This window comes from Nocardioides sp. (assembly GCF_044226305.1).
Lineage (GTDB): Bacteria > Actinomycetota > Actinomycetes > Propionibacteriales > Nocardioidaceae > Nocardioides.
In genome coordinates, this window is the sequence record NZ_JBGAHF010000002.1 from 47,063 (window position 1) to 71,587 (window position 24,525).

23 protein-coding genes are annotated in these 24,525 nt (G+C 71.6%); 13 read left to right on the forward strand and 10 right to left on the reverse strand.

The annotated features are described in order from the left end of the window. Nucleotides 1-33 precede the first annotated feature (33 nt). From ACILQ5_RS02315 to ACILQ5_RS02330, 4 genes are all read left to right on the forward strand, one after another. Nucleotides 34-1,011, forward strand: coding sequence for a Zn-ribbon domain-containing OB-fold protein (locus tag ACILQ5_RS02315; RefSeq protein WP_395656356.1), 978 nt, complete (start codon nt 34-36; stop codon nt 1,009-1,011). A 16-nt stretch (nt 1,012-1,027) separates the two neighbouring features. Beyond that, nucleotides 1,028-2,095, forward strand: a complete 1,068-nt coding sequence (locus ACILQ5_RS02320) for a thiolase domain-containing protein (RefSeq protein ID WP_395656357.1) — start codon at nt 1,028-1,030, stop codon at nt 2,093-2,095. After that, entirely contained in the window at nt 2,095-3,258 is a 1,164-nt protein-coding gene (locus ACILQ5_RS02325; protein WP_395656358.1) for a thiolase domain-containing protein, read from the forward strand. Before ACILQ5_RS02320 ends, ACILQ5_RS02325 begins: the two co-directional genes overlap by 1 nt. Nucleotides 3,259-3,328: 70 nt before the next feature. After that, complete coding sequence (locus ACILQ5_RS02330; protein WP_395656359.1) at nt 3,329-3,649, forward strand: helix-turn-helix domain-containing protein; 321 nt, start codon at nt 3,329-3,331, stop codon at nt 3,647-3,649. Between the two features lie 86 nt (nt 3,650-3,735). Here ACILQ5_RS02330 and ACILQ5_RS02335 read toward each other — a convergent pair whose 3' ends face one another. Beyond that, on the reverse strand, nt 3,736-6,237 hold the full coding sequence (locus ACILQ5_RS02335; protein ID WP_395656360.1) for a SpoIIE family protein phosphatase: 2,502 nt from the start codon (nt 6,235-6,237) through the stop codon (nt 3,736-3,738). 152 nt (nt 6,238-6,389) lie between these two features. Beyond that, on the reverse strand, nt 6,390-6,866 hold the full coding sequence (locus ACILQ5_RS02340; RefSeq protein WP_395656361.1) for a hypothetical protein: 477 nt from the start codon (nt 6,864-6,866) through the stop codon (nt 6,390-6,392). Nucleotides 6,867-7,311: 445 nt separating this feature from the next. Here ACILQ5_RS02340 and ACILQ5_RS02345 point away from each other — a divergent pair, with 445 nt between their 5' ends. Further along, complete coding sequence (locus tag ACILQ5_RS02345; protein ID WP_395656681.1) at nt 7,312-8,322, forward strand: IS110 family transposase; 1,011 nt, start codon at nt 7,312-7,314, stop codon at nt 8,320-8,322. Between the two features lie 340 nt (nt 8,323-8,662). Here ACILQ5_RS02345 and ACILQ5_RS02350 read toward each other — a convergent pair whose 3' ends face one another. From ACILQ5_RS02350 to ACILQ5_RS02365, 4 genes are all read right to left on the reverse strand, one after another. Then, on the reverse strand, nt 8,663-9,436 hold the full coding sequence (locus ACILQ5_RS02350) for a maleylpyruvate isomerase family mycothiol-dependent enzyme (protein ID WP_395656362.1): 774 nt from the start codon (nt 9,434-9,436) through the stop codon (nt 8,663-8,665). Nucleotides 9,437-9,449: 13 nt separating this feature from the next. Further along, nucleotides 9,450-10,073: a ClpP family protease gene (locus tag ACILQ5_RS02355; RefSeq protein ID WP_395656363.1), complete on the reverse strand. Its 624-nt coding sequence runs from the start codon at nt 10,071-10,073 to the stop codon at nt 9,450-9,452. After that, nucleotides 10,070-10,675 carry a ClpP family protease gene (locus ACILQ5_RS02360; RefSeq protein ID WP_395656364.1) on the reverse strand — a complete coding sequence of 202 codons (606 nt, stop codon included), beginning with the start codon at nt 10,673-10,675 and terminating at the stop codon, nt 10,070-10,072. The genes ACILQ5_RS02355 and ACILQ5_RS02360 overlap by 4 nt, the downstream gene beginning before the upstream one ends. Nucleotides 10,676-10,737: 62 nt before the next feature. Next, nucleotides 10,738-11,661, reverse strand: coding sequence for an aldo/keto reductase (locus ACILQ5_RS02365; protein WP_395656365.1), 924 nt, complete (start codon nt 11,659-11,661; stop codon nt 10,738-10,740). A 35-nt stretch (nt 11,662-11,696) separates the two neighbouring features. On the opposite strand from ACILQ5_RS02365, the gene map reads away from it, so the two are divergent. Continuing rightward, a complete protein-coding gene (gene map, locus ACILQ5_RS02370) occupies nt 11,697-12,464 on the forward strand; it encodes a type I methionyl aminopeptidase (protein ID WP_395656366.1) in 768 nt (255 codons plus the stop codon). A gap of 33 nt (nt 12,465-12,497) precedes the next feature. Here the strand turns inward: map and ACILQ5_RS02375 are convergent, their stop codons facing one another. After that, a complete protein-coding gene (locus ACILQ5_RS02375; protein WP_395656367.1) occupies nt 12,498-13,742 on the reverse strand; it encodes a cytochrome P450 in 1,245 nt (414 codons plus the stop codon). 153 nt (nt 13,743-13,895) lie between these two features. On the opposite strand from ACILQ5_RS02375, the gene ACILQ5_RS02380 reads away from it, so the two are divergent. The 3 genes from ACILQ5_RS02380 (at nt 13,896) to ACILQ5_RS02390 (ending at nt 18,500) form a co-directional block, all read left to right on the forward strand. After that, on the forward strand, nt 13,896-15,059 hold the full coding sequence (locus ACILQ5_RS02380) for a steroid 3-ketoacyl-CoA thiolase (protein ID WP_395656368.1): 1,164 nt from the start codon (nt 13,896-13,898) through the stop codon (nt 15,057-15,059). Between the two features lie 57 nt (nt 15,060-15,116). Continuing rightward, nucleotides 15,117-17,399, forward strand: coding sequence for a TIM-barrel domain-containing protein (locus tag ACILQ5_RS02385; protein ID WP_395656369.1), 2,283 nt, complete (start codon nt 15,117-15,119; stop codon nt 17,397-17,399). Between the two features lie 159 nt (nt 17,400-17,558). Continuing rightward, a complete protein-coding gene (locus ACILQ5_RS02390; RefSeq protein ID WP_395656370.1) occupies nt 17,559-18,500 on the forward strand; it encodes a hypothetical protein in 942 nt (313 codons plus the stop codon). Nucleotides 18,501-18,640: 140 nt separating this feature from the next. Here the strand turns inward: ACILQ5_RS02390 and ACILQ5_RS02395 are convergent, their stop codons facing one another. Next, nucleotides 18,641-19,522: an SDR family oxidoreductase gene (locus ACILQ5_RS02395; protein ID WP_395656371.1), complete on the reverse strand. Its 882-nt coding sequence runs from the start codon at nt 19,520-19,522 to the stop codon at nt 18,641-18,643. Further along, entirely contained in the window at nt 19,522-20,268 is a 747-nt protein-coding gene (locus tag ACILQ5_RS02400; RefSeq protein WP_395656372.1) for an SDR family oxidoreductase, read from the reverse strand. The genes ACILQ5_RS02395 and ACILQ5_RS02400 overlap by 1 nt, the downstream gene beginning before the upstream one ends. A 40-nt stretch (nt 20,269-20,308) precedes the next feature. On the opposite strand from ACILQ5_RS02400, the gene ACILQ5_RS02405 reads away from it, so the two are divergent. The 4 genes from ACILQ5_RS02405 to ACILQ5_RS02420 are packed head-to-tail and all read left to right on the forward strand — an operon-like array spanning nt 20,309 to nt 23,815. Further along, nucleotides 20,309-21,064, forward strand: coding sequence for an enoyl-CoA hydratase family protein (locus ACILQ5_RS02405; RefSeq protein ID WP_395656373.1), 756 nt, complete (start codon nt 20,309-20,311; stop codon nt 21,062-21,064). Continuing rightward, complete coding sequence (locus ACILQ5_RS02410; protein WP_395656374.1) at nt 21,061-21,954, forward strand: CoA transferase subunit A; 894 nt, start codon at nt 21,061-21,063, stop codon at nt 21,952-21,954. Before ACILQ5_RS02405 ends, ACILQ5_RS02410 begins: the two co-directional genes overlap by 4 nt. Further along, nucleotides 21,951-22,721 (forward strand): CoA-transferase subunit beta, encoded by a 771-nt coding sequence (locus tag ACILQ5_RS02415; protein WP_395656375.1) that lies wholly within the window; start codon nt 21,951-21,953, stop codon nt 22,719-22,721. The genes ACILQ5_RS02410 and ACILQ5_RS02415 overlap by 4 nt, the downstream gene beginning before the upstream one ends. Next, nucleotides 22,718-23,815: an NAD(P)H-dependent flavin oxidoreductase gene (locus ACILQ5_RS02420; protein ID WP_395656376.1), complete on the forward strand. Its 1,098-nt coding sequence runs from the start codon at nt 22,718-22,720 to the stop codon at nt 23,813-23,815. Before ACILQ5_RS02415 ends, ACILQ5_RS02420 begins: the two co-directional genes overlap by 4 nt. Here the strand turns inward: ACILQ5_RS02420 and ACILQ5_RS02425 are convergent. Beyond that, the gene (locus ACILQ5_RS02425; RefSeq protein WP_395656377.1) at nt 23,788-24,453 is read right to left on the reverse strand and encodes a hypothetical protein; all 666 of its coding nucleotides are present in this window, start codon (nt 24,451-24,453) and stop codon (nt 23,788-23,790) included. The two genes, ACILQ5_RS02420 and ACILQ5_RS02425, sit on opposite strands and share 28 nt — an antisense overlap. Nucleotides 24,454-24,525: the final 72 nt, after the last annotated feature.

Here is a 24,525-nt window from a genome sequence, read left to right on the forward strand (position 1 = left end):
GCCCGATCCTAGAACGTGTTCTACTTTCGGACCATGACGCGAACCCTCTCGGCTCCGGTCACCGTAGCGTTCGACTACACCCGATCGACCGGACCGGTCCTCGGGCGCTTCCTGACCGGGTTGCGCGACCGGCAGGTCCTCGGCGGCCGCACCTCCGACGGTCGGGTCGTGGTGCCGCCACCCGAGTACGACCCCGGGACCCACGAGCCGGTCACCGACTTCGTCGAGGTCGCCCCGACCGGCACCGTCACGTCCTGGACGTGGGTGCCGGAGCCGGTCAAGGACCAGCCGTTCGACCGGCCGTTCGCCTTCGTGCTGGTCACCCTCGACGGTGCCGACACCCCCCTGCTGCACGCCCTGGACGTGAGCTCCCCGGACCAGGTCTCGACCGGCATGCGCGTGCAGGTCCGGTGGGCCGAGGAGCGGGTCGGTGCGATCACCGACATCGCGGCGTTCGAACCGCTGGCCGAGCGGGACGACTCGGTGGTCGAGGTGCGAGGAGCGCCAGCGACGAGCCTCGAAGCCACCACACCGGTGACCGGGGTCATCACGCCGGTCAGCCTCGACTACCTCTACGCCGCCAGCCCCGAGGAGTCCGCGTTCTACCGCGCCCTCGGCGAGGGCCGGATCATCGGCCAGCGCTGCCCGTCCTGCCACAAGGTCTACGTCCCGCCGCGGAGCGCCTGCCCGACCGACGGCACCCCGACGGCGGAGGAGATCGAGCTGCCGGACACCGGCACCGTGACGACGTTCTGCATCGTCAACGTGCCGTTCCTCGGGCAGAAGATCACGCCGCCGTACGTCTCCGCGTACGTGCTCCTCGACGGCGCCGACATCGCCGTGCTCCACCTGATCCTCGGCGTCCCCGCCGAGGAGGTCCGGATGGGGATGCGCGTCCGGGCCGTCTGGAAGCCGCGCGAGGAGTGGGAGATGTCGCTGGAGAACATCGCGCACTTCGAGCCGACCGGCGAGCCGGACGCCGACTACGCCACCTACCAGCAGCACCTCTGAGCCGGGAGATCGACAGATGAGAGACGTTGCCGTCGTCGGGTTCGCCCAGCGACAGATGGAGGAGTTCGACGGGTCCCCGACCTGCGTCGAGCTGCTGGTCCCGATCTTCGCCGACTGCTACGAGCAGACCGGGTGGACCCGCCGCGACGTCGGGTTCTGGTGCTCGGGCTCCTCGGACTACCTCGCCGGACGGTCGTTCTCGTTCGTCCAGGCGGTCGACGCGATCGGCGTCATCCCACCGGTCAACGAGTCCCACGTCGAGATGGACCTTGCGTGGGCGATGTACGAGGCCTGGCTGAAGATCCAGACCGGCGAGGTCGACACCGCGCTCGTCTACGCCTTCGGCAAGAGCTCGGCCGGCGTGCTGCGCCGCACCCTCGCGCTGCAGCTCGACCCCTACACGATGACGCCGCTCTGGCCCGACACCGTCTCCCTCGCCGGCCTCCAGGCGCGTGCGGGCATCGATGCCGGCGCGTGGGACGAGCGGGCGATGGCCGAGGTGGTCAACCGGTCCCTGACCGACGCCGAGAAGAACGAGCACGCGATCCGCAAGGGTGGCTCGTCGGTCGACGAGCTGCTCGCCCGCCCCGTGTACGCCGACCCGCTGCGCAAGCACGACTGCTCGCCGGTCACCGACGGGGCGGCCGCCCTGGTCCTGGCCGCCGGCGACCGCGCCCGCGACGTGCGGGACCGGCCGGCGTGGATCACCGGGCTCGCGCACTTCGTCGACCCGATGAGCATGGGGACCCGGGACCTGACCCGCTCCCCCTCGGCGGCGCGCGCCGGTGCGGGCGTCGACCTGGACGGGGTCGAGGTGGCCGAGCTGCACGCGCCCTTCAGCCACCAGGAGCTGATTCTGCGCCGCGAGCTCGGCCTGCCCGCCGACGTACGCATCAACCCGTCCGGCGGCGCGCTCGCCGGCAACCCGATGTTCAGCGGCGGCGGCATCCGGGTCGGTGAGGCGGCCTCCCGGATCTGGTCCGGCGACGCCGACAAGGTGCTCGCGCACGCCACCAGCGGGCCGGCGCTCCAGCAGAACCTCGTGTGCACGATGGACTCCACCGGATCGGGGGCAGGGAACTGATGGCGAAGCAGCCCGCAGCGGTCGTCGGCATCGGCCAGACGCACCACCGCGCCAAGCGGCTCGACGTGTCGATGGCCGGCCTGTGCCGGGAGGCCATCGACCGCGCGCTCGTCGACGCCGGCATGACCCTCGACGACATCGACGCCATCGTCGTCGGCAAGGCGCCGGACCTGTTCGAGGGCGTGATGATGCCCGAGCTGTTCCTCGCGGAGTCGCTCGGCGCCGCCGGCAAGCCGCTGCTGCGCGTCCACACGGCGGGCTCGGTGGGTGGCTCGACCGCGATCGTCGCCGCCTCGCTGGTGCAGGCGGGCGTCCACCGGCGGGTGCTCACGGTGGCCTACGAGAAGCAGTCGGAGTCCAACGCGATGTGGGCGCTCTCGGTCCCGCTGCCGTTCAACATGCCCGTGCACGCCGGTGCGGGCGGCTACTTCGCCCCGCACGTGCGCTCCTACATCCGGCGCTCGGGCGCGCCGACCCACGTCGGTGCGATCGTCGCCGCCAAGGACCGCAACAACGCGCTGAAGAACCCCTACGCCCACCTCCACAACGAGGGGACGACGGTCGAGTCGGTGCTGGCGTCGCAGATGCTCTGGGACCCGATCCGGTACGACGAGACCTGCCCGTCCTCGGACGGGGCGTGCGCGCTGGTGATCGTGGACGAGGACACCGCCCGGTCGTCGCCGAACCCGGCCTGGATCCACGGCACCGTGATGCGGTCGGAGGCGACCACCGCGGCCGAGCGCGACCAGGTCAACCCGCAGGCCTCGCGGGACGCCGCAGCAGCGCTCTGGAAGCAGGCCGGCATCACCAGCCCGATCGACGAGATCGACATGGCCGAGATCTACGTGCCGTTCTCCTGGTTCGAGCCGATGTGGCTGGAGTCGCTGGGGTTCGCCGACCTCGGTGACGGCTGGAAGCTCAGCGAGTCCGGGGAGACCGCGATGACGGGCCGGATCCCGGTCAACTGCTCGGGCGGCGTGCTGTCGTCGAACCCGATCGGCGCCTCCGGGATGCTCCGCTTCGGCGAGGCGGCCCTCCAGGTCCGCGGCGCGGCCGGCGAGCACCAGGTCGACGGCGTCCGTCGTGCGCTGGGGCACGCCTACGGCGGTGGCTCGCAGTTCTTCGCCATGTGGGTGGTGGGGTCGGAGAAGCCCTCCAACTGAGGCGACCGGCGCGCGTTCGCCCTGCGCGAACGGTGGCGGCCGCGCGCCGGGCGCCACCTATCGTCGGCACATGGGTGACGTCCTGGCCTTTCCGTCCCGACCGGATCCCGTGCGCGCGCCCGAGCCGGAGCCCGAGCCCCTGTGGCGCGAGGCGGTCGGTCGCGAGCTCCGCGAGGAGCGACGTACGACGGGGCGCACGCTCGCCGACGTGGCCGGCGCTGCGGGCGTGTCGACGCAGTACCTCTCCGAGGTCGAGCGCGGCCGCAAGGAGCCCAGCTCCGAGGTGCTGGGTGCCGTCGCCGGCGCCCTGGGACTGCGGCTGGTCGACCTGACGACCCGGGTCAGCCGGCAGCTCACCCGAGTGTCGGGGCCGGTCTGCCTGGCCGCCTGACCGCGCTCACCGCGCAGGGACGGCACGCAGGGACTGCCCGGGCGCTGCCGTCTGCTGTCTGCCGCAGGCGAGGTCGACGGACGTCGTCAGCTGAGCTCGAGGAGGACGAGTGCCGCGTCGTCGGGCAGGGGGTCACCATGGAGCCTGGTGACCTCGTCCAGGACCGTGTGGCACGCGAAGTCGGACGGGAGTGCGTCGAGGAGGGCGAGGAACCCGGGGAGCCCGAGCCGGTCTCGGGTGGAGGCGCCGGCTCGGGCCTCGATGACGCCGTCGGTGTAGAGGAGCAGGCGGTCGCCGGGCTGGAGTCGTGTGGTGGCCGAGCGGGGTGTCGACGGGATGCCGGCGCCCAGGATCGGGCCGTAGGGCGTCTCGATCTCGCGGGCACCTGCGGCGGTCAGGACGATCGCGCGGGGGTGTCCGGCGGTGAGCGTCTCGACCGTGCCGTCTGCGGAGAGGGCGGCGAGGCCGACCGTCGCCATGAGCTGGTCCTCCTCGGCGGACCGTTCAGCGGTGAGCATCTGGTCGAGGGTGCCGGGGATGTCGGCCAGCGATGCTCCCGAGATCGTCAGCGTCCGCCACGCAGCGCGGAGCGCTGCGCCGTTCGCCGCAGCGTCGGGACCGTGACCGGTGACGTCCCCGATGACCACGCCGAGCCTGCCGTCGGGGCGCGAGCAGACGTCGTAGAAGTCGCCACCGAGCGCCATGCGGCTGTCACCGGCGCGATAGCCCACGTCCACGGAGACCCAGTCGTGCTCGATGCGCAGGACGGGGAACAGCGCCGACTGCACGGCCCGGGTCAGGCGTTCCCTCTCGGCGACCTGTCGACGGTGGTCCGCCTCGAGCTGGCGCTGCTTGGTCAGGTCGATGACGACGGCGACTGCGGAGAACGGGTCGGTGCGGTAGGTGGCCACGCTCAACAGGACCGGGACCGGTGTTCCGTCGGCGCGCAGGTACTCCTTCGTGAACGGCTCGGTGACCCCGCGAGTCCTGAGGTCCTCCATGGCGGCCGCGTCGACCTCCTCCCAGCCGGGCGGGGTCACGGCACGCCAGTCCAGACCGCCGGGAGGAAGCTCGTCGTAGCCCAGCATGTCGAGCAGGAAGCCGTTCGCCTTGACGATGTGGGTGTCGGTGGCCTCGAGCACGCCGCACGCTCCGGCTTCGGCGAGGCGCGACATCCGCAGCTCGCTGAGGTCCAGCGCCTCGATGGCGCGCTTCTCCGCCTCCATGAGGGTGGCCCGGCTGAGGGCGGCTGACCCGAGAGCAGCCAGGGTGATCAGGAACTGCTGGTCCTCGACCGCCAAGCGGTACGGCGGCGGGTAGTGGGCGTACAGCGCGCCGAGTGCCGTGCCGCTGTCCGGGTCGCCGCGAAGCAGCGGCACCACGGCGATGACCGGCCAGCCCATCGCGGCTCCGTCGGCGGCCACCATAGGGAACGGCTCCCAGTCCTCGCGTTCCTGCAACCACAGCGTGGTCGCCCCGCGAACGGCGTGGGCGACCGGGGTGGCGCTGTCCGTGGGGAGGAGGTCGTACTTGACGCGCCGTTCGGGGTCGACCGCCGGCGAGTCATCCAGGCGTTCCAGCCCCTGTCCATCGCCGCTCAGGGCGTACACGCCGGCCTCGACGGCGACGGTGAGCGCGCTGACGGCCTCGACCAGCGCAGCGGACACCTGGCTCAGAGAAGTCGCGGTGTTCAGCTTCGTCGCCACGTCCAGCAGTGCTTCGGCCCGGGACGCGGCGCGCGCTTCGCGTTCGTTCGAGACGACACGTTCGACGGCGACCGCGACTCGTGCTGCCACCGCCCGGAGGAAGACGAGGTCCTCCTCGTCCACCTGGTGGCCGGCCTCCCAGGAGTACGACAGCGCTCCGAGGACACGGCCTTCGACGCGCAGGGGGAACGCAGCAACGGAGCCGACCGTGTCGAGCTCGCGGCCGGACCGCGCGACCGTTCGCACCGAGGCCTCGGCTTCCGACCGGGCAGTGCTCGCGAGCTCGGCCTCCGCGGACCCCGGTTCCTCACTGGCCGGATAGGTGAGCAGGTCGTCGGTGTGCTCGTCCAGCACGCCGAGGACCCCGAGCGCAGCACCGAGCGTCGCCTTGCCGAACGAGCCCGCCAACCGCGCGACGTCGTCCAGTGACGTGACTCGGGAGAGATCCTCTGCCAGGGCGCGGGCACTGTCTGCGCGCGTGGCGGTCCGGACCTCCGTCGTGACGTCCTCCAGCAGGGCCAGGACACCGATGACCTCGTCCGGACCGTCAGGCGTCGGCGAGCTCACCGGCGTGAACCACACTCGTGACGATCCGTACTCGTGCCGGTGCGCGATCCAGATGTCGACCCAGGTCTCGCGCAGCGACTCCCCGGCCAGGGCACGCCGCAGGAGCGGTTCGAGGTAGTCCGCCTCGACCGGCAGCACCTCGCGGACCGTGTGGCCGGCGTGGGCGGTCACCGGCAACCCGTTGGCCTCGGCGAGACGCTCGTTGACGGCGACGTAGCGAAGGTCGCGGTCGAACACCACCACTCCGAGCGGGGCTGCGGCCAACGCCGCGCGGAGCAGCTCCGCGTCCGATGGAAGGGTCCGAACGTAGGGCACCCCAACCCTCCCTTGACCGTCACCGAGTCGCCTCACGCACCCCCGGCACGAAGGTACCGAGGCACAGCGACGTTCGATCCGGTTTCGGAAGAAGCGCCCAGCGGTGGACAAGACGGGGTGGTCCTGGCCGCGGCCGCTCCGCGCAACGAGACCTAGGAGACGGCCGCGCGGACCTTCTCGATCATGTCCTGCTCGCGCTCGCTCACCAGCTCTGCGTTGAAGCCCATGAAGCCGCCCTCCTTGGCCGCGTTCGCGGTGGCCTCGGCGGTGACGACCAGCCAGTTCCCGAAGGCGGCCGCCTCCTCCGGCGTCGCGTGCTCGAGGACGATGGCGCGGACCTCGCGGAGCTCCTCCAGTACCTGATCGCCGGCCGAGGCACCACCCGTGGGTCGGTATCCCTTGATGGGGTTGTGGTGCTGCTGGACCTGTGCCTGGATGTCGAGGGCGATCTCGCTCAACAGCTGTTCCCGGCTCGGCGGGTTCGTCGCGGACCTGATCGATGCCATCGACTCCTTGGCAGCCTCGATCGGGCCACCGGGGTCCGCGAGGGTCAGCGCCATTCCTGCGATGAACGGCGCTCGGACGATGCGCGTCCAGTCCTCGTCGGAGAAGTCAGCCTTCGTCGTCATGGTGGTGCCCTTCGTGTCTCGGAGGGATCTCGACCGCGATGCCCACCGCGCTTCGCGACGCGGGTTCAGCGAGTACCGAGAGATCGACATCCTCGCCAGTTCGGTTCCCCAGAAGCAACCGCTCACACGAACCAGGGTGGAAGGACGTTCGTGGGAGCCGCTCGGATCGCGGCTGCTTGTTTCATTGACCCCAGGTCCGGGTCTGGCGAGGCTCGGTCCAGGTGCCTGGCTCGTCGCTCTCGTTGCGGCTGCCCACGCTGACCCTGATGTGGGTCCCGTGTGGCTCTCACATGGCATGCGCGGGCCGGGCACCGCGTGAGTCGGCAAGAGGCTCAAGAGGGGTCTGCCCAGCTCGAAGTAGCGTTGCCCTTCCCGACTCGATGGCCTACTGGATCGAGCACCGGGAGGGTGCATGCAACAGCAAGCAGATCGGGTCGTGATCGGGATGGACCCGCACAAGCGGTCGGCCACGATCGAGGTGATGACCGGCGACGAGACGATCGTCGGGACCGGTCGGTTCGGCACCGACAAGGCCGGCTTCGCCGCGATGACCGATTACGTCAATGTACTTCGGCCCCGGGTCGAGGACCGGGTCTGGGCCGTCGAGGGCTGCAACGGGATCGGCCACCACATCGCAATGCGGCTGCTTGCTGCCGGCGAGCGGGTTGTCGATGTTCCACCGAAACTCTCGGCACGGACCCGGGTCTTCGCGACCGGCCAGGGCCGCAAGACCGACGCCACCGACGCACACTCCGTGGCACTGGTCGGGACCCGGATGGCCGGCCTGCGTCCGGTCGTGGCCGACGAGCAGCTCGCGGTCCTGCGGATACTGGTCGACCGACGCCGCTCACTCGGTGATGAGCACACCCGCAAGACCTCACAGCTGCACCAGCTGCTGCTCGAGCTGATCCCGGGCGGGGCGAAGAAGGACCTGTCCGCCGCGCAGGCCAAGGCACTGCTGGCTAAGGTCCGCCCGCGTGACGTGGTCGGCAAGACCCGCCGCCGGGTCGCGGCCGAGCTCATTGCCGACCTGGAGCGGATCTATGCGCGGAAGAAGGCCGCGAACAAGGAGCTGACCGAGCTGGTCAAAGCCACGGGCACCACCCTGCTGGACCTGCACGGCATCGGACCCTCCGGTGCTGCCCGGCTGCTGGTCGAGGTCGGTGACATCACCCGCTTCCCCGACCGTGACCACTTCGCGTCCTGGAACGGCACTGCACCCATCGACGCCTCCTCCGGCGACCAGGTCCGCCACCGGTTGTCGCGGGCGGGGAACCGGCAGATCAACCGGGTCGTGCACATCATGGCGACCGTCCAGTTGCGCAACGTGACCGAAGGTCGCGCCTACTACGACCGCCGCAAAGCCGACGGGAAGACCTCGATGGAATCGATGCGTGCACTGAAACGGCGCCTGTCGAACATCGTCTACAAGACCATGCTCGACGAAACGGGATAGCGACTCTGACTCCAGCGCGGCCGGCTCACAACCCCAACACCGGCACTTCGGACAAGCCACTCCGGGACCCGCCAGGACCCAGCCTAAACCCGCACTCCCCAAGGTGTCTTGACACAGAGGGGAGCCATGTCCGGATCTCAGGCGGCGGTGCGCTGTCCACCTTCTCGCGGAGTAGATCGGTGGACAGTCCACCGGCGGTCGGCGCCGACCCGGGGCAGCGGTGAGTATTCCACCAAACCCAACGCTTGAAACGTGGCTCACCCACCGCTGCGTTGCGACATCCGCAACTCGTCAGATCCGGTCTGCCGCTGCCACGCGCGGTCGGCAGCGACCTGCCCCGTCAGTAGCCGGGGAACACCCGGCGGAGCTCCTCGAGGGTCACGTCGCCGGTGACGTCGACCCCGCCGACGTACGGCTCCTTGAGCCGGCCGCTGAGCAGCCGGACGGCCGCGCCGCGCGGCCCCGCCAGGGTCGCCGTCGGGTCGGTGACCTCGGCCGTGACCCGCACCTGGTCGTCGACCACGACGGCGCCTCCCGGGACGGCGAGCCGCACCTCGCGGTCGACCTCGCCGGGCCGGCCCGAGAACCCGAGCACGAAGGCGAGCGGACCCGAGAAGAGCTCGAGCAGCACGGTGGCCGACTCGTCGTCGACCTCCGCCGACGGGTCGAGCCCGGCGCGCACGTCCCACCCGTGGTTGGCGACCTCGTTGAGCCGCAGGCCCAGCGCGACGACCAGCGGCACCGGCTCGGGCAGGAAGCCGAGCTCGACGGTGACCGAGGACCTCTGCTCGTCGGTGAGACCCTCGATCAGCTCCACGTACGCACGGCTCTGCTCGACGAACCCGGCTGCCTGGTCGACGGGCCCGGCGGCGTCCCACCGCGCCCACACGACCTGGTTGTCCTCCTCGGCGACCTCCAGGCCCACGGCACGGGCGATCGGCCGGCTGTTGATCTCCGCCGAGCTGCCGAGGTGCGAGAGCACCTGGGCCACGCTCCAGTCGGACGCACCGCTCGGGGCCTTGAGCTGGTCCTCCCCCAGGTTCGGGATCAGCGCGACGAGGACGTCGTGGTTGAGACGGATGGCCGCGACGACGCGGTCGACGAGTTCGGTCATGGGGCGCGAACCCTCAGGCGGCACCGTTTCTTCCCGGGACCTGCTTCCGGCTGTCGAGGATCGCGTCGACGAGCCCGTAGCCGACCGCCTCCGGTGCGGTCAGGACCAGGTCCCGCTCGGTGTCCTCGCGCAGCCGCTCGACCGGCTGACCGGTGTGCCGGGCGAGGATCTGCTCCATCTCGGAGCGCACGCGCGCGATCTCCTTGGCCTGCACCGCGAGGTCGGGCAGGGTGCCCTGGCCGCCGCCGGACGGCTGGTGCAGCACCACCCGCGCGTGCGGCAGCACGGTCCGGCCGCCGGGCGCCCCGGCGGCGAGCAGCACCGCAGCCGAGGACCCGGCCTGGCCGACGCAGGTGGTGCCGACCGGGGACCGGACGAACTGCATGGTGTCGTAGATCGCGAGCATCGCGCTGACCGAGCCACCGGGTGAGTTCAGGTAGAGGTTGATCGGCGTCTCCGGGCTGTCCGACTCCAGGTGCAGCAGCTGCGCGATCACGACGTTGGCGACGCCGTCGTCGATCTCGGTCCCGAGGTAGACGATCCGGTCCGTCAGCAGCCGGCTGTAGATGTCGACGGCGCGCTCGCCGCCGCGCACGGTCTTCTCCACGACGCTCGGGATCGTGTACGCGCCACTCATCGCACGAGGCCGAACGTCGTGTCCCGGCGGGCCGGGGTGACCGCGCGGACGTCGGTGAGCACCTGGTCGACGAACCCGTAGTCGAGCGCCTCCTGCGCGGTGAACCACCGGTCCCGGAGCGAGTCCCGCTCGACGCGGTCGACCGGCTGTCCGGTGTGCTCGGCGATCAGGCCGATCATCACGTTCTTGGTGTGCTCGAGGTTCTCGGCCTGGATCTCGATGTCGATCGCGGAGCCGCCGAGCCCGGCCGAGCCCTGGTGCATGAGGATCCGTGCGTGCGGCAGCGCGAACCGCTTCCCGGGCGTGCCGGCCGAGAGCAGGAACTGGCCCATGCTGGCCGCCAGGCCCATCGCGAGGGTGCTGACGTCGTTGGGGATCAGCCGCATCGTGTCGTAGATCGCGAGCCCGGCGCTGACCGAGCCGCCCGGTGAGTTGATGTACAGGGCGATGTCGCGCGTGGGGTCCTCGGCGGAGAGCAGCAGCAGCTCGGCGCACAGCTTGTTGGCGATGTCGTCGTCGACCTGCTGGCCGAGGACGATGATCCGTTGGTGGAGGAGCCGGTCGGCGGCGGTGAGGCCGGCGAGGGACGGGGTCTGGGTCATGACCCGAGCGTGCGTCGCCGAGTGATCGCGGACCAGGGGATCCGCCGCCGGCAGATCTGCTCTCAGCGGAGGACGTCGAGCTCCTGGTCCGTCAGCTCGATCCGCGCGGACGCGAGGGCGGAGTCGAGCTGCTCGACCGAGCTCACCCCGACGATCGGCTGCCACCCACGGGCGACCAGCCAGGCCAGCACCAACCGAGACGCCGGGACCTTGCGGTCGGCGGCCAGGATGTTCAGTGCCGCGAGGCGCGACGTCGTCCCCGGGTGGTCGTAGGCATCGGGGAACGGCCGGTCGGCGCGGTCGTAGCTGCCCTGCACGAGCGGGCTGTAGACCCAGAGGTCGAGGTCGGGGTGCTCGGCGAGGTAGTCGACGGTCTCGTCGGTGACGAACCCGAACCGGTGGTCCTTGCCCGGCACGGCCGCGCCCGGCCGCGGCTCGACGTACGACGTCGTCAGCTGCAGCGCCGTCCACGGCTCCACCCCCAGCCGCGCGGCGATGGCGCGGCCGCGCTCGACCCGCCAGGTCGGGTGGTTCGACACGCCGAGCCGGGACACCGCCCCGGAGGACACCAACGCGCCGAAGGCCGCGACCGTCTCCTCGAGGTCGGTGGCACGGTCCTCGCCGTGTGCCCAGTAGAGGTCGATGACGTCGACGCCGAGGCGCTCGCGGCTGCGGGCGGCCTCGCGCTCGACCACCGGCGCCGAGAGGCCCTCGACGCCCGCGTCGTCGCCGAACCTCCCCCGCGGCTCCATGCCCACCTTGGTGGCGATGACCAGCTCGTCCCGGACCCCGGGGTTGGCCGCGAGCCAGCGGCCGAGCACGGCCTCGCTCTGCCCGCCGTGCCCGGACCCGGACGTCCAGAACGAGTAGCAGTTCGCGGTGTCGAGCAGCCGCCCGCCGGCTGCGACGAACCGGTCGAGGAGGGCGAACGAGGTCGCCTCGTCGGTGCGGGTGCCGAAGTACATCGTGCCGAGAACGAGGTCCACGGGAGCGACCCTACGGGGCTGGGTAGGGTCGGTCCGTGATCGAGCTCCGCACCCCCGCCCAGATCGAGCAGATGCGCCCGGCCGGCCGCTTCGTCGCCGACGTCATCACCGCGCTCGCCGAGAAGGCGGACGTCGGCGTGAACCTCCTCGAGCTCGACGAGCTCGCCCACGCGATGATCCGCGAGCGCGGCGCGGAGTCCTGCTACATCGACTACCACCCGTCGTTCGGCGCCTCGCCGTTCGGGAAGGTGCTGTGCACGTCGGTCAACGACGCGGTCCTGCACGGCCTCCCCCACGACTACGTGCTCCAGGACGGCGACCTGCTCAGCGTCGACTTCGCCGCGAAGGTCGACGGCTGGGTCGCCGACTCCGCCCTGAGCGTCGTGGTCGGCACGCCCCGGCCCGAGGACCTCGCGCTGATCGAGGTCACCGGCCGGGCCCTGGAGGCCGGCATCGACCAGGCCCGGTCGGGCCGCCGGCTCGGCGACATCTCGGCGGCGATCGGCGAGGTGGCCCGCGCCGCCGGGCTCGGCGTGAACCTCCAGTTCGGCGGGCACGGCGTCGGCCGCACCATGCACGGCGAGCCGCACGTCCCCAACGACGGGCGCGCCGGTCGCGGGCTCAAGCTCCGGCCCGGTCTGGTGATCGCGATCGAGCCGTGGTTCCTGCACACCACCGACGAGATCTACACCGACGCCGACGGCTGGACGCTGCGCAGCAAGGACGGCTCACGCGGCGCCCACATGGAGCACACCGTGGCCATCACGATCGACGGCCCGATCGTCCTCACCGAGCGCTCCTGACCGCGCCGGGAGACCACCCGGCCCGGGACCGGGTCAGCCCGTGTAGCTGACCTGGAGCTGCTTGATCCCGTTGATCCAGGAGTGCCGCAGCCGCGTCGGCTCGGACAGCTTGGTGATGTCGGGAGCGTGGTCGGCCAGCGCGTCGAAGAGCACCCGGATCTCCTGCTTGGCCAAGTTGGCACCCAGGCAGTAGTGGGCGCCGTGACCGCCGAAGCCGACGTGCGGGTTGGGGTCGCGCCGGATGTCGAAGGTGAAGGGGTCGTCGAAGACCTCGTCGTCGAAGTTGGCGCTGGCGTAGAACAGCGCAGCGCGCTCACCCTTCTTGAACTGCACCCCACCGACCTCGACGTCGTTGAGCGCGGTGCGCTGGAAGACCGTCACGGGGGTCGCCCACCGGACGACCTCGTCGATCATCGTGGCCGGCCGGTCGCGCTTCCAGATCTCCCACTGCTCGGGGTTGTCGAAGAAGGCGTTCATGCCGTGGGTGATCGCGTTGCGGGTGGTCTCGTTCCCGGCCACGGCGAGGAGGATGACGAAGTAGCCGAACTCGTCGTCGTTGAGCCCGCGCTCGCCCTTGTGCGCGTTGATCAGCTTGGTGATCAGGTCGTCGCGCGGGTTCGCCTTCCGGTCGGCCGCCAGCATCATGGCGTAGCCGAGGATCTCGGCCGCCGCGATGTCGTTGTTGCCGGCGTAGTCCGGGTCCTCCCCCGCGAGCATCTGGTTGGACCACTCGAAGAGCTTGTGCCGGTCCTCCTGCGGCACGCCGATCAGGTCGGCGATCGCCTGCAGGGGGAGCTCGGCGGCGACCTCCTCGACGAAGTTGCCGGTGCCCCGGGCGACGGCGTCCTGGACGATCGAGGTCGCCCGCTGCGTCATGACCTCCTCGAGCTCGGCGATCGAGCGGGGCGTGAAGCCGCGCGAGATGATCTGGCGGGTCAACGTGTGCTCCGGCGGGTCCTGGTTGATGAGGATCACCCGCTGGAGCTCGATCTGCTCGCGGAGCATCTCGTCACCGAAGCGGATGATCGCGCCGTTCTCGTACGTCGACCAGTTCTTGCTGTCCTTGGAGATCGTCGACACGTCCGCGTGCCGGGTCACCGCGTAGTAGCCCGTCCCCGACTCCGGGGCGAACCCGGTGCGGAGCGAGGCGTCCTGCTCGATCCACGTGATCGGCGCGTGTTGCCGCGCGGCACGGAACATCTCGTGCGGGATCCCGGCCTGGATCATGTCGGGGTCGGTGAAGTCGAACCCCGCGGGCAGGACGTCGGCTGCGGTCACGGCTGCTCCCTTGGCAAGCGGTCGGTGGAACGTGTTCTAGTGACGGAGGATACATACCGAAGGTACGCAGGGGAAGGCTTCGCCACGGGCCGGTCGGCCCCCGGTTCCGGCGCCGGGCTTGTTGCGGACGAGAACGTGTTCTAGTTTTCTCCCATGGGAAGACCGGTCATCGTCGACGCCGTCCGCACCCCTCTCGGCAGGCGCCGGGGCTGGCTCGCCGGGGTGCACCCGGCCGTGCTCATCGGCCACGCCATGAGCGAGGTCCTGGCCCGCTCCGGCCTCGACTCCGACCTGGTCGACCAGGTCGTCGCCGGGTGCGTGACGCAGGCCGGCGAGCAGTCCAACGGCATGGTCCGGCGGGCCTGGTTGCACGCCGGGCTCGCCCAGCACACCGGCGGGACGATGGTCGACGCACAGTGCGGCTCGGGGCAGCAGGCGGCGCACATGGTCAACGACATGATCACCGCCGGGACCATCGACATCGGGATCGCCGCCGGCGTCGAGGCCATGTCCCGCATCCCGCTCGGCGCGAACGTGCCCGCCGGGACCGGTGACCCGCGCCCGGCCGACTGGACGATCGACATGCCCAACCAGTTCGAGGCGGCCGACCGGATCGCGCGCAACCGCGGCCTCGACCGCGCGGACCTCGATGCCTTCGGCCTGGCCTCGCAGCGCAAGGCACGGGTCGCCGTCGACGAGGGCCGTTTCAAGCGCGAGATCGCCCCCGTCACGGCCCCGGTCCTCGACGAGGACGGCGCCCCGACCGGCGAGACCCGGCTGGTGGACACCGACCAGGGCCTGCGTGACACGACCCTCGAGGGCCTGGCCGCCCTCAAGCCGGTCCTCCCCGACGGCCTGCACACCGCCGGGACCTCCTCGCAGATCAGCGACGGCGCGTCCGCGGTGCTCCTCATGGACGAGGACCGGGCCCGCGCGCTCGGGCTCACGCCGCGCGCCCGCATCGTGACGCACTGCCTGGTCGGCTCCGACCCGTACTACCACCTCGACGGCCCCATCGAGGCCACCCAGAAGGTGCTCGACCGCACCGGGATGACCATCTCCGACTTCGACCTGTTCGAGGTCAACGAGGCGTTCGCCTCCGTGGTGCTGTCGTGGGCCGGGCAGCACCAGGTCGACCTGGACCGGGTCAACGTCAACGGTGGCGCCATCGCCCTGGGCCACCCGGTCGGCTCCACCGGGACCCGCCTGATCACGACGGCGCTGCACGAGCTCGAGCGCCGCGACGGCTCGACCGCCCTGATCTCGATGTGCGCCGGCGGCGCCATGGCGACCGGGACGGTGCTCGAGAGGATTTAACCGACGATCATCGTCTTCATCAGGCGACGCTCAGCCGGACGGCCTAGGTTGGCCGCCATGCTCCGTGCACGACCGGGCCGCACCGCCGCCGCCCTCACGACCGCCGCCCTCGCCCTGGCCCTCGTCCCGCTGACCTCGTCGGCGCCGTCCTCGGCGGCGCCGTCCTCGGCGGCCCCGTCCGCCGACGACCCGCTGGTCGTCGACGCGGGCGGCGCCCGGGTCGTCATCGAGCAGGACCCGTTCCGCCTGACGGTGACCGACGGCAGCGGGCAGACCGTGCTCCGCGAGGTCGCGCACGCCGCCGCGGACACGATCCCGGAGCCGCCGACCACCGACCCGCTGCCGCCGGGTCGCGACAACCAGGACACGACCACCCTCTACTCCCCGCTGTCCTTCCTCGTCGGCACCGAGAAGCTCACCCAGCAGCCGTCGCAGGAGTGGGTGGCGAACCTGGCGTCCGGCACCCGGAGCGGCACCTGGTACTCCGCCCAGAGCGTCGAGCAGGTCACCGAGGACGGCGCCGACCTGGTGCTGACCCTCGGCACCAACGACCCCAGCGGGCGGCAGCTCGTCGTGCGCGTCGGGCCCGAGGGGCACGACGCCGTACGCGTGCGTGCCGAGGCCGTGCCCGCCGAGGGCGTCGCCATGGTCGGTGACTCCTTCGAGACGCCGGCGACCCCCGGCCAGGAGGACGGTTTCTTCGGCTTCGGGGGCCGGCACGACCACCTCGACCAGCGCGGGCGGGTGCTCTCCAGCTTCGTCAACCAGGAGAACCTCGCGACCCTCCCCTCCCCGCCGAACGACCCCGACAACCTGGACATGTACCCGAACGGCCCGGCCGCGTCGTACTACCCCCAGTCGATGTTCTGGACGACGCGCTACGGCTTCCTGTCGCCGCAGCCGGAGCTCACCCGGTTCAAGATGGCGGTCGGCCGCGACGACGCCTGGAACGTCACCGCCTCCACCCCGCGGCTGGACTACATCGTCGCCCCGGGCGACACGCAGCGCTCGGTCCGCACCCTGACCGCCCTCACCGGCCGGCACCTGGCCCCGCCGACCTGGGCGCTCGGGACGATGATGGACCGGCTGGTGAAGAACAACGGCGAGACGTACGCCGACTACCAGAAGATGCTGCGCCAGGACATCAGCAACATCGACCGGTACGACCTGCCGCTGTCGGCGTACCGCATCGAGGGCTGGGGCTTCCCGGGCAGCGCGGACAACCACGGGCTCGCCCTGCACACGTGGGTGCACGGCAAGCAGCAGGCCGCGATGATCCGCAAGCTGAAGGCCCGCGGCATCCACGCGCTGGCCTACCTGCGGCCGTGGCTGGAGCCGGACTCCAAGCCGGTCGCCGCCGGGTACGCCGTGACCGACGACGAGGGGGCGCCGTACTACGTGACCGGGTCCAACGGGCGGCGCTTCGGGCTCGTGGACTTCACGAACCCGGACGCCGTCGCGTGGTGGCAGCGCCAGGTGCGCGCGGTGCTGGACCTCGGCTTCGACGGGTTCATGCAGGACTACGGCGAGCAGGTGCTCTTCGACATGCACTTCGCCGACGGGACCACCGGCTACGACCGGCACAACGACTACCTGACGATCTACGCGAAGGCGACCCAGGAGGAGGTCGCGCGCTACCACGACGAGCACCCGGACCGGCACCCGTGGTTCTTCACCCGGGCCGGCTACAGCGGCCTGCCGGGCGCCGCGGCGTACGAGTTCGCGAACTTCCCCGGCGACGAGACCACCGACTGGGGACACGCCTCCGGGCTGCAGTCGCTGACGACCGACATGCTCAACCGTGCCGTAGGAGGCGCGTACGGCTACGCGACCGACATCGGCGGCTACTTCGACTACAACACGCCGCCGACCGGCAAGGAGCTGTTCCTGCGCTGGGCGGCATGGGCCGCGCTCAGCCCGGTCTACCGGCTGCACGGCAGCGGCCAGCACGGCACCCACACCCCGTGGTCCTACGACGCCCAGACGGTCCGCATCTACGAGCAGTTCTCCCGCCTCCACCTGCGTGCCCGGCCGCTGCTGGCCAAGCTGTGGAAGCAGGCCGACCGCACCGGCGCCCCGCCGACCCGACCGCTCTGGTGGGCCTACCCCGACGACCGGACCGGGTGGCAGCAGGACCAGGAGTGGCTGCTCGGGCCGGACCTGCTCGTCGCCCCGGTCGTCGAGGAGGGCGCGACGTCGCGGAAGGTGTACCTGCCGCAGGGCTGCTGGCGCCTCCACGGCACCGGCGACCGGCTGACCGGTCGTCGTACCGTCACGGTCAAGGCGGGCCTGGGCTCGCTGCCCTGGTACAGCCACTGCGGGACGAACCCGCTGGGGTGAGGGCGGGCCCGCCGCGAAGTTTCATCGGCCGGCCGATGAAACTCACGCTCGGACGACGAAGGTTCATCGTCCAGGCGTGAGTTTCGTGGCGGCGGGGCGCTTGTCCACAGATCGCGAGAGCAGGCGCTGGCGCGGCCGACGGCCGGGCAGCCTCCTGGCATGTCGCAGATCCCCTTCGATCCCCACGGGCTGCTTCTCCGGCGCACCGCCGTCCGGTCCGGGTTGGACGACAACTGGCTCCACCGGATGGTCAAGGACGGCGCACTCGTCCACATCCGGCATGGTGCCTACGCCGATCCCGCCGTGTGGTTGCCGGCATCACCGGCGGCCCGGCACGTCCTGCTCGGTCGTGCCGTCATGCGGCAGTACGACGACCGCGTCGCGCTGTCCCACGCCAGCGCCCACCTCCGACGCGGCGGACCCGACTGGCGCCTCGACCTGGCCACGGTGAATCTCACCAACCTGTTCGGACGCGGCGACCGCGAGCAAGCAGGCATCACGCACCACCGCGGCTGGGTCGGCGTCCACGACATCACCCGCACCGATGGCCACTGGATCACGACACCGGGCCGGACCGCCGTCGAGACCGCGGCCGGTCTGGCGCTGGCGCCTGCCGTGTGCGTGCTCGACTGGACGCTCCACCTCGAGCTCACCTCGCCAGCCGAGATCCAGCAGTACGCCGTGGAGTACATGCGCGACTGGCCCGGTACCGTCGGGCTGCCCGAGGCGGTCGGCAGGAGCAACGGCAAGTCGGAGTCGGTGGGCGAGTCCCGGGGCCGCATCCTCCTCGAGGACGCCGGACTGCATCCTCAGCCGCAGTGGGAGGTCTTCCACCCGTCTGGACGGCTGGCGGGCCGGACCGACTTCCGGATCGAGTCGCTGCGCCTGATCGTCGAGTTCGACGGACTGGTGAAGTACGGACGGCTCCTGAAGCCGGGGCAGTCGCTGGACGACGTGATCAAGGCCGAGCGTGCGCGTGAGGTGCTGCTCGAGGAGCTGACCGGCTACCGCATGTTCCGCATGATCTGGACCGACCTCGACCGGCCCGCGCAGACGATCGACCGCATCCACCGCGTCGCAGCGGCCCGGCTGGCCGGCTGAGGGCTGAGGGCTGAGGGCTGACGGCTGAGGGCTGAGGGCTGACGGGCGGGTGCCGCCACGAAACTCGCACTCGGACGACGAAGGTTCATCGTCCAGCCGTGAGTTTCGTCGGCCGGCCGATGAACCTTGACGGCGCCCCCCTACGCGCCGTAGACCGGCTCCGGGGGCGGGGCGGCGGCGAGCAGGTCGCGCAGAGCGGGGCCGACCTCGGCGGCCTCCCAGCGGCGGCCGAGGTCGCGGGCCGGGCCGTGCGCCCAGCCGGTCTCGACGGTGATCGTGCCGCCGTCGATCTCGATCACCCGGCCGGTCACGTCGCCGGCCGCCTCCGAGGCGAGCCACGCGACGACCGGCGAGTTGTCCTCGGGCAGCGCCATCGCGGAGGTGTCGAAGGCGCCCTCGGTCATCCGGGTCCGGGCCACCGGCGCGATCGCGTTCACGGTGACGCCGTACCTGCCCATCTCCTGGGCCGCGACCAGGGTGAGCCCCGCGATCCCGGCCTTCGCGGCCGAGTACGTCGCCTGGCCGACCGAGCCCTGGAGGCCGGCGCCCGAGGACGTGTTGACCACCCGGGCCGCGCGCTGCCGCCCGGCCTTCGCCTCGGCGCGCCAGTAGGCGCCGGCGTGCCGCAGCGGCGCGAAGTGCCCCTTGAGGTGCACCCGGATGACGGCGTCCCACTCCTCCTCGGAGGTGTTGACCAGCATCCGGTCGCGCACGAAGCCCGCGTTGTTCACGAGGATGTCCAGGCCGCCGTAGGTGTCGATCGCCTGCTGCACCATCGACGCCGCCTGCTCGAAGTCCGCGACGTCGGCGGTGTTGACGACCGCGCGGCCGCCGGCCGCCTCGATCTCGGCGACCACCGACTCGGCCGGCGTCTCCCCGGTGCCCTCGCCGGACAGCGAGACCCCGAAGTCGTTGACGACCACGGCCGCCCCGTGCCGCGCCAGCTCGAGCGCGTGCGCGCGCCCGATGCCGCGGCCGGCTCCGGTCACGATCGCGACCCGTCCCTCGAGGAGTGAGCTCATCACAGTCCCTTCTGCACCAGGAGGAAGGCGGGCGTCTCTCCCCCGCCGTGGCACGCCACCGTCGCGCCCGACACGTACGACGCCAGGTCGCTCGCCAGGAACGCGGCGACGTTCCCGACCTCCTCGGGGCGAGCCATCCGGCCGAGCGGGATGGTCCGCTCGATCGCGGCGGCCGAGGCGTCGTCGCCGTAGTGGTCGTCGGTCTGCTCGGTCCGGCACAGCCCGACGTCGATCGCGTTGACGCGGACCTTCGGCGCCCACTCCATCGCCAGCGACGCGGTCAGCGAGTCGAGGCCGGCCTTGGCGGCGGCGTACGCCGCGATGGTCGGTGCCGGGCGGCCGGCCGAGACCGAGGAGATGTTGACGATCGCCCCACCGTCCGGCTGTTCCTGCATCACTGCGTTGGCGGCCTGTGCGCAGGCCAGCGGCGCCAGCAGGTTGAGCCCGACGACCTTGTCGTGGAAGCGCGGGGACGCCGTCGCCGCGTCGGCGGCCGGGGCTCCCCCGGCGTTGTTGACCAGCACGTCGAGCCGGTCGAGCGAGGCCACCACCGCCCGGAACGCCTCCGGGTCGCGCACGTCGCAGACGACGTGCCTGGTCCCCGGCACCGCCGGCACGTCCGAGCGCGAGCAGGTCACCACGGCCGCGCCGGCCTCGAGGAGCGCGCGGGTGATGCCGAGGCCGATCCCGCGGGTGCCGCCCGTGACGAGCGCGACGCGTCCGGAGAGGTCCACCGCCAGCGCCATGCTGTTACCCTACCAAGCACTTGCTTGGTTAGGAGAAGACGTGCCGATCACTTCGGAGCTGCGCCCGGACGGGATCCGGGTGGTGACCATGGAGCATCCGCCGGTCAACGCGCTCACCGTGCAGGGCTGGTTCGACCTCGCGACGGCCCTCGACGAGGCGGGCGCCGACCCGGACACCCGGGTGGTCGTGCTGCGGGCCGAGGGCCGCGGCTTCAACGCGGGCGTCGACATCAAGGAGATGCAGACCACCACCGGCTTCGACGCGCTGATCGGCGCCAACCGAGGCTGCCACGCCGCGTTCAAGGCGGTCTACGAGTGCGCGGTCCCGGTGGTCGCGGCCGTCAACGGCTTCTGTCTCGGCGGCGGCGTCGGCCTGGTCGGGAACGCCGACTGCGTGGTCGCCAGCGACGACGCCTACTTCGGCGTGCCCGAGGTCAACCAGGGCGCGCTCGGGGCGGCCACGCACATGGCCCGACTGGTGCCGCAGCACCTGATGCGGACCCTCTACTTCACGGCGCGCACGGTCCGGGCGGCCGACCTGGTGCAGTTCGGCAGCGTCCTCGAGGTGGTCCCCCGCGAGCGGCTGGACGACGCGGCCCTGGCGGTGGCCGGCGAGATCGCGGCCAAGGACACCCGGGTGATCCGCGCGGCCAAGGAGTGCCTCAACGGGATCGACCCGATCGACGTCAACAGGAGCTACCGCTTCGAGCAGGGATTCACCTTCGAGCTCAACCTGGCCGGGGTCAGCGACGAGCTGCGCGACACCTTTGCGGGGACGGAGAAGAGCAAGAAGTGACCACGGGACCACGCGACAAGCAGATGACGGTCGACGAGGTGGTCGGCGAGCTGCGCGACGGCATGACGATCGGCATCGGCGGCTGGGGGCCACGCCGCAAGCCGATGGCCCTGGTCCGCGGCATCCTCCGGTCCGACCTGCAGGACCTCACGATCGTGAGCTGGGGCGGCGCCGACGTCGGGCTCCTGGCCCGCGCGGGCAAGATCCGCAAGCTGGTGTTCGCGTTCGTGTCGCTCGACTCGGTGCCGCTCGAGCCGAACTTCCAGCGGGCCCGGCAGGAGGGCAGCATCCCCGAGGTCGTCGAGCTCGACGAGGGGATGTTCCAGACCGGGCTGCGCGCCGCCGCGCAGCGGCTGCCGTTCCTGCCGATGCGCGCGGGGCTCGGCTCGGACGTCCTGGTCAACCAGCCGTGGATCCGCACCGTCACGAGCCCCTACCCCGCGCCCGACGGCTCGACCGAGGAGCTGGTCGCGGTCCCGGCGCTCCACCTCGACGTCGCGCTCGTGCACCTCAACCGCGCGGACCGGCACGGGAACGCGACCTACCTCGGACCGGACCCCTACTTCGACGACCTGTTCTGCATGGCCGCCGACCGCGCCTTCGTCAGCTGCGAGCGGGTCGTCGACACCGCCGGTCTCACCGTCGACGCGCCGGTCCAGCGGCTGCTGCTCAGCCGGATGATGGTCAGCGGCGTCGTGGAGACCCCGCACGGCGCGCACTTCACCACCTGCACCCCCGACTACGAGCGCGACGAGCCGTTCCAGAAGGCGTACGCCGCCGCGGCGTCCGGGAGCGAGGAGGACTGGGCCGCGTTCAGCACCCGGTTCCTCGGGGGCGACGAGGCGGCCTACCAGGCCGCGGTCCAGGCGTTCCGGGAGGAGTCCGCATGAGCGAGGTGACCCGGGCCGATGTCTGCGCCGCCGCGATCGCGGACGCCTTCCGCGACGACGGCGAGATCTTCGCCAGCCCGATGGGTCTGCTGCCGATGCTCGGCGTCCGGCTCGCGAAGCTGACCAGCAACCCGGACCTGGTGATCTCCGACGGGGAGTCGCTGTTCCTCGCCGGCGTCCCGCCGCTGTTCGCGCAGGGCGACGTCGTCGAGGGCTGGATCCCCTTCCGCCGGGTCTTCGACGTGGTCGCCTACGGCAAGCGGCACGTGATGATGGGCGCCACGCAGGTCGATCGGCACGGCAATCAGAACATCTCCGCCATCGGCGACTGGCAGCGGCCGAAGCGCCAGCTGCTCGGCTCCCGGGGCGCCCCCGGCAACACGGTCAACAACCGCACGTCGTACTGGGTCCCGAAGCACTCGCCCCGGGTCTTCGTCGAGCAGGTCGACGTCGTCTCCGGGGTCGGGCCGGCGCGCGCCAGGGCGGCCGGCCCGGCCGCCGCCCGCTACAACGACATCCACCGGGTCGTCAGCAACCTGGCGGTCCTCGACGTCCGTGGCCCCGGCGACACGATGCGGCTGCTGAGCGTGCACCCCGGCGTCACCGTCGACGAGGTCCGGGCGGCAACCGGGTTCGAGCTGGACGTCCCGGCCGACGTGCCGACGACGCGCGAGCCCACTTCGGAGGAGCAGGTCCTGATCCGGGAGGTGCTCGACCCCCGGGGCCTGCGCTTCCGCGAGGTCCCTCGGCCGGAGGACGCGACGTGATCGAGCAGCTGCTGCGCACCCCGTTCACCGACCTGGTCGGTGTCCGGCACCCCGTCGTGCAGACCGGCATGGGCTGGGTGTCCGGGCCGCGGCTGGTCAGCGGGACCGCGAACGCCGGCGGCCTCGGCATCCTCGCCAGCGCGACCATGACCTTCGAGGAGCTCGAGCGCGCGATCGTCGAGGTGAAGGGGCGCACCGACCAGCCGTTCGGCGTCAACCTCCGCGCGGACGCGGCCGACGCCCCGGCCCGCTGCGACCTGCTGGTCGAGCATGGCGTGAAGGTCGCGTCGTTCGCGCTCGCACCGAAGCCCGAGCTGATCGCGCGCCTCAAGGAGCACGGCGTCGTCGTGATGCCGTCGATCGGCGCCGCCAAGCACGCCGTCAAGGTCGCCTCGTGGGGCGCGGACGCCGTGATGGTCCAGGGCGGCGAGGGCGGAGGCCACACCGGACCGGTGCCGACGACCCTCCTCCTGCCGACCGTGCTCGACGCCCTCAGCGGGGCGGGGAGCGACATCCCGGTCGTCGCCGCGGGGGGCTTCTTCGACGGCCGCGGGCTCGCCGCCGCGCTGTCGTACGGCGCCGGCGGGGTCGGCATGGGCACCCGGTTCCTGCTCACCCAGGACTCCGCGGTCCCCGACGCGGTCAAGCAGCTCTATCTCGAGCGCGGGCTGACCGACACCGTCGTCACCGCGAAGGTGGACGGCATGCCGCACCGGATGCTGCGCACCGATCTCGTGGAGGAGCTCGAGGAGTCCAGCGCGCTGCGGCGGATGGGACCGACGGCCCGGCGGACGCTCGAGTTCAAGCGGACCAGCGGGATGTCCTGGCTGGCGCTGGCCAAGGACGGCCGGGCGATGAAGAAGGCCCAGGGCCGCAGCCTCGGCCAGATGGCGCTCGCGGCCAACACCCCCACGATGCTGCGCGCCGGGCTCGTCGAGGGCGACACCACGGCCGGCGTGCTGGCCAGCGGCCAGGTCGTCGGTGTCATCGACGACCTGCCGACCTGCGAGGAGCTCGTGGACCGGATCGTGGTCCGGGCCGCCGACGAGCTGCGCCGGGCGGCGTCCTACGTGGTGCGGACCCCGGGCACGTAGCCACGCGGCGGCGCCCACTCCCCCGTGCTGCGCAGCCGCTCGTAGATCTCGTGCTCGGGAGCGAAGAACTCGTCGAGCCGCGCGCGCATGGTGCGGCTCAGCTCCGGCTCCCGACGCACGCTCGACCGGTTGTCGACCTGGACGTCGACGCCGCCGCCGACCTTCTCGTTGATCCAGCGCTTCCAGACCTCGGGCTGCTCGAGGGCGAACAGCCGGTCCACGCCGAGGTCGAGGTGCTCGCTGAGCGCGACGAACTTCGCCGGCCGGCCGCGGAGCGTGCCGGGGCGCGGGTCGGCGTCGACGTACCGTCCCACGAACTCCTCGAAGGAGATCTCGCCGGTGAACTTCGCGGCGTCCTCCCGGGCGAGCGCCGGACGCTGCCGGTAGCGCCACCAGGACTCCAGCCAGGCCAGCGGCTCGCGGAACAGCGAGACCAGCTCGTAGTCCTCGCGCTCGTAGCCGCCGTTGCGCAGCACGGGGACCATCAGGTGGTGGAAGGACTGGCAGTTCATGTGCTTGAGCCGGGGGTTGACCCGGAGCACCAGCTCCGCGCGTCCCTGGAGGGCCTGCACCAGGGAGGTCGACGCACACTTCGGCATGGAGAGCAGCACGAACCCGTGGCCGGGAAGGCCGATCATCTGCACCCCTGTCGACGACTCTTCGGACTGCGCGGCAGCCTATCGGCACCCGCCCGGCCCCGGGCGGCGGTC

Excerpts from the sequence above, each read along its gene's own strand:
- ACILQ5_RS02315 (WP_395656356.1), top strand. The coding sequence starts at position 34 with ATGACGCGAACCCTCTCGGCTCCGGTCACCGTAGCGTTCGACTACACC.
- ACILQ5_RS02320 (WP_395656357.1), top strand. The coding sequence starts at position 1,028 with ATGAGAGACGTTGCCGTCGTCGGGTTCGCCCAGCGACAGATGGAGGAG.
- ACILQ5_RS02325 (WP_395656358.1), top strand. The coding sequence starts at position 2,095 with ATGGCGAAGCAGCCCGCAGCGGTCGTCGGCATCGGCCAGACGCACCAC.
- ACILQ5_RS02330 (WP_395656359.1), top strand. The coding sequence starts at position 3,329 with ATGGGTGACGTCCTGGCCTTTCCGTCCCGACCGGATCCCGTGCGCGCG.
- ACILQ5_RS02340 (WP_395656361.1), bottom strand. The coding sequence starts at position 6,866 with ATGACGACGAAGGCTGACTTCTCCGACGAGGACTGGACGCGCATCGTC.
- ACILQ5_RS02345 (WP_395656681.1), top strand. The coding sequence starts at position 7,312 with ATGGACCCGCACAAGCGGTCGGCCACGATCGAGGTGATGACCGGCGAC.
- ACILQ5_RS02350 (WP_395656362.1), bottom strand. The coding sequence starts at position 9,436 with ATGACCGAACTCGTCGACCGCGTCGTCGCGGCCATCCGTCTCAACCAC.
- ACILQ5_RS02355 (WP_395656363.1), bottom strand. The coding sequence starts at position 10,073 with ATGAGTGGCGCGTACACGATCCCGAGCGTCGTGGAGAAGACCGTGCGC.
- ACILQ5_RS02360 (WP_395656364.1), bottom strand. The coding sequence starts at position 10,675 with ATGACCCAGACCCCGTCCCTCGCCGGCCTCACCGCCGCCGACCGGCTC.
- ACILQ5_RS02380 (WP_395656368.1), top strand. The coding sequence starts at position 13,896 with ATGGGAAGACCGGTCATCGTCGACGCCGTCCGCACCCCTCTCGGCAGG.
- ACILQ5_RS02385 (WP_395656369.1), top strand. The coding sequence starts at position 15,117 with ATGCTCCGTGCACGACCGGGCCGCACCGCCGCCGCCCTCACGACCGCC.
- ACILQ5_RS02390 (WP_395656370.1), top strand. The coding sequence starts at position 17,559 with ATGTCGCAGATCCCCTTCGATCCCCACGGGCTGCTTCTCCGGCGCACC.
- ACILQ5_RS02395 (WP_395656371.1), bottom strand. The coding sequence starts at position 19,522 with ATGAGCTCACTCCTCGAGGGACGGGTCGCGATCGTGACCGGAGCCGGC.
- ACILQ5_RS02400 (WP_395656372.1), bottom strand. The coding sequence starts at position 20,268 with ATGGCGCTGGCGGTGGACCTCTCCGGACGCGTCGCGCTCGTCACGGGC.
- ACILQ5_RS02415 (WP_395656375.1), top strand. The coding sequence starts at position 21,951 with ATGAGCGAGGTGACCCGGGCCGATGTCTGCGCCGCCGCGATCGCGGAC.
- ACILQ5_RS02425 (WP_395656377.1), bottom strand. The coding sequence starts at position 24,453 with ATGATCGGCCTTCCCGGCCACGGGTTCGTGCTGCTCTCCATGCCGAAG.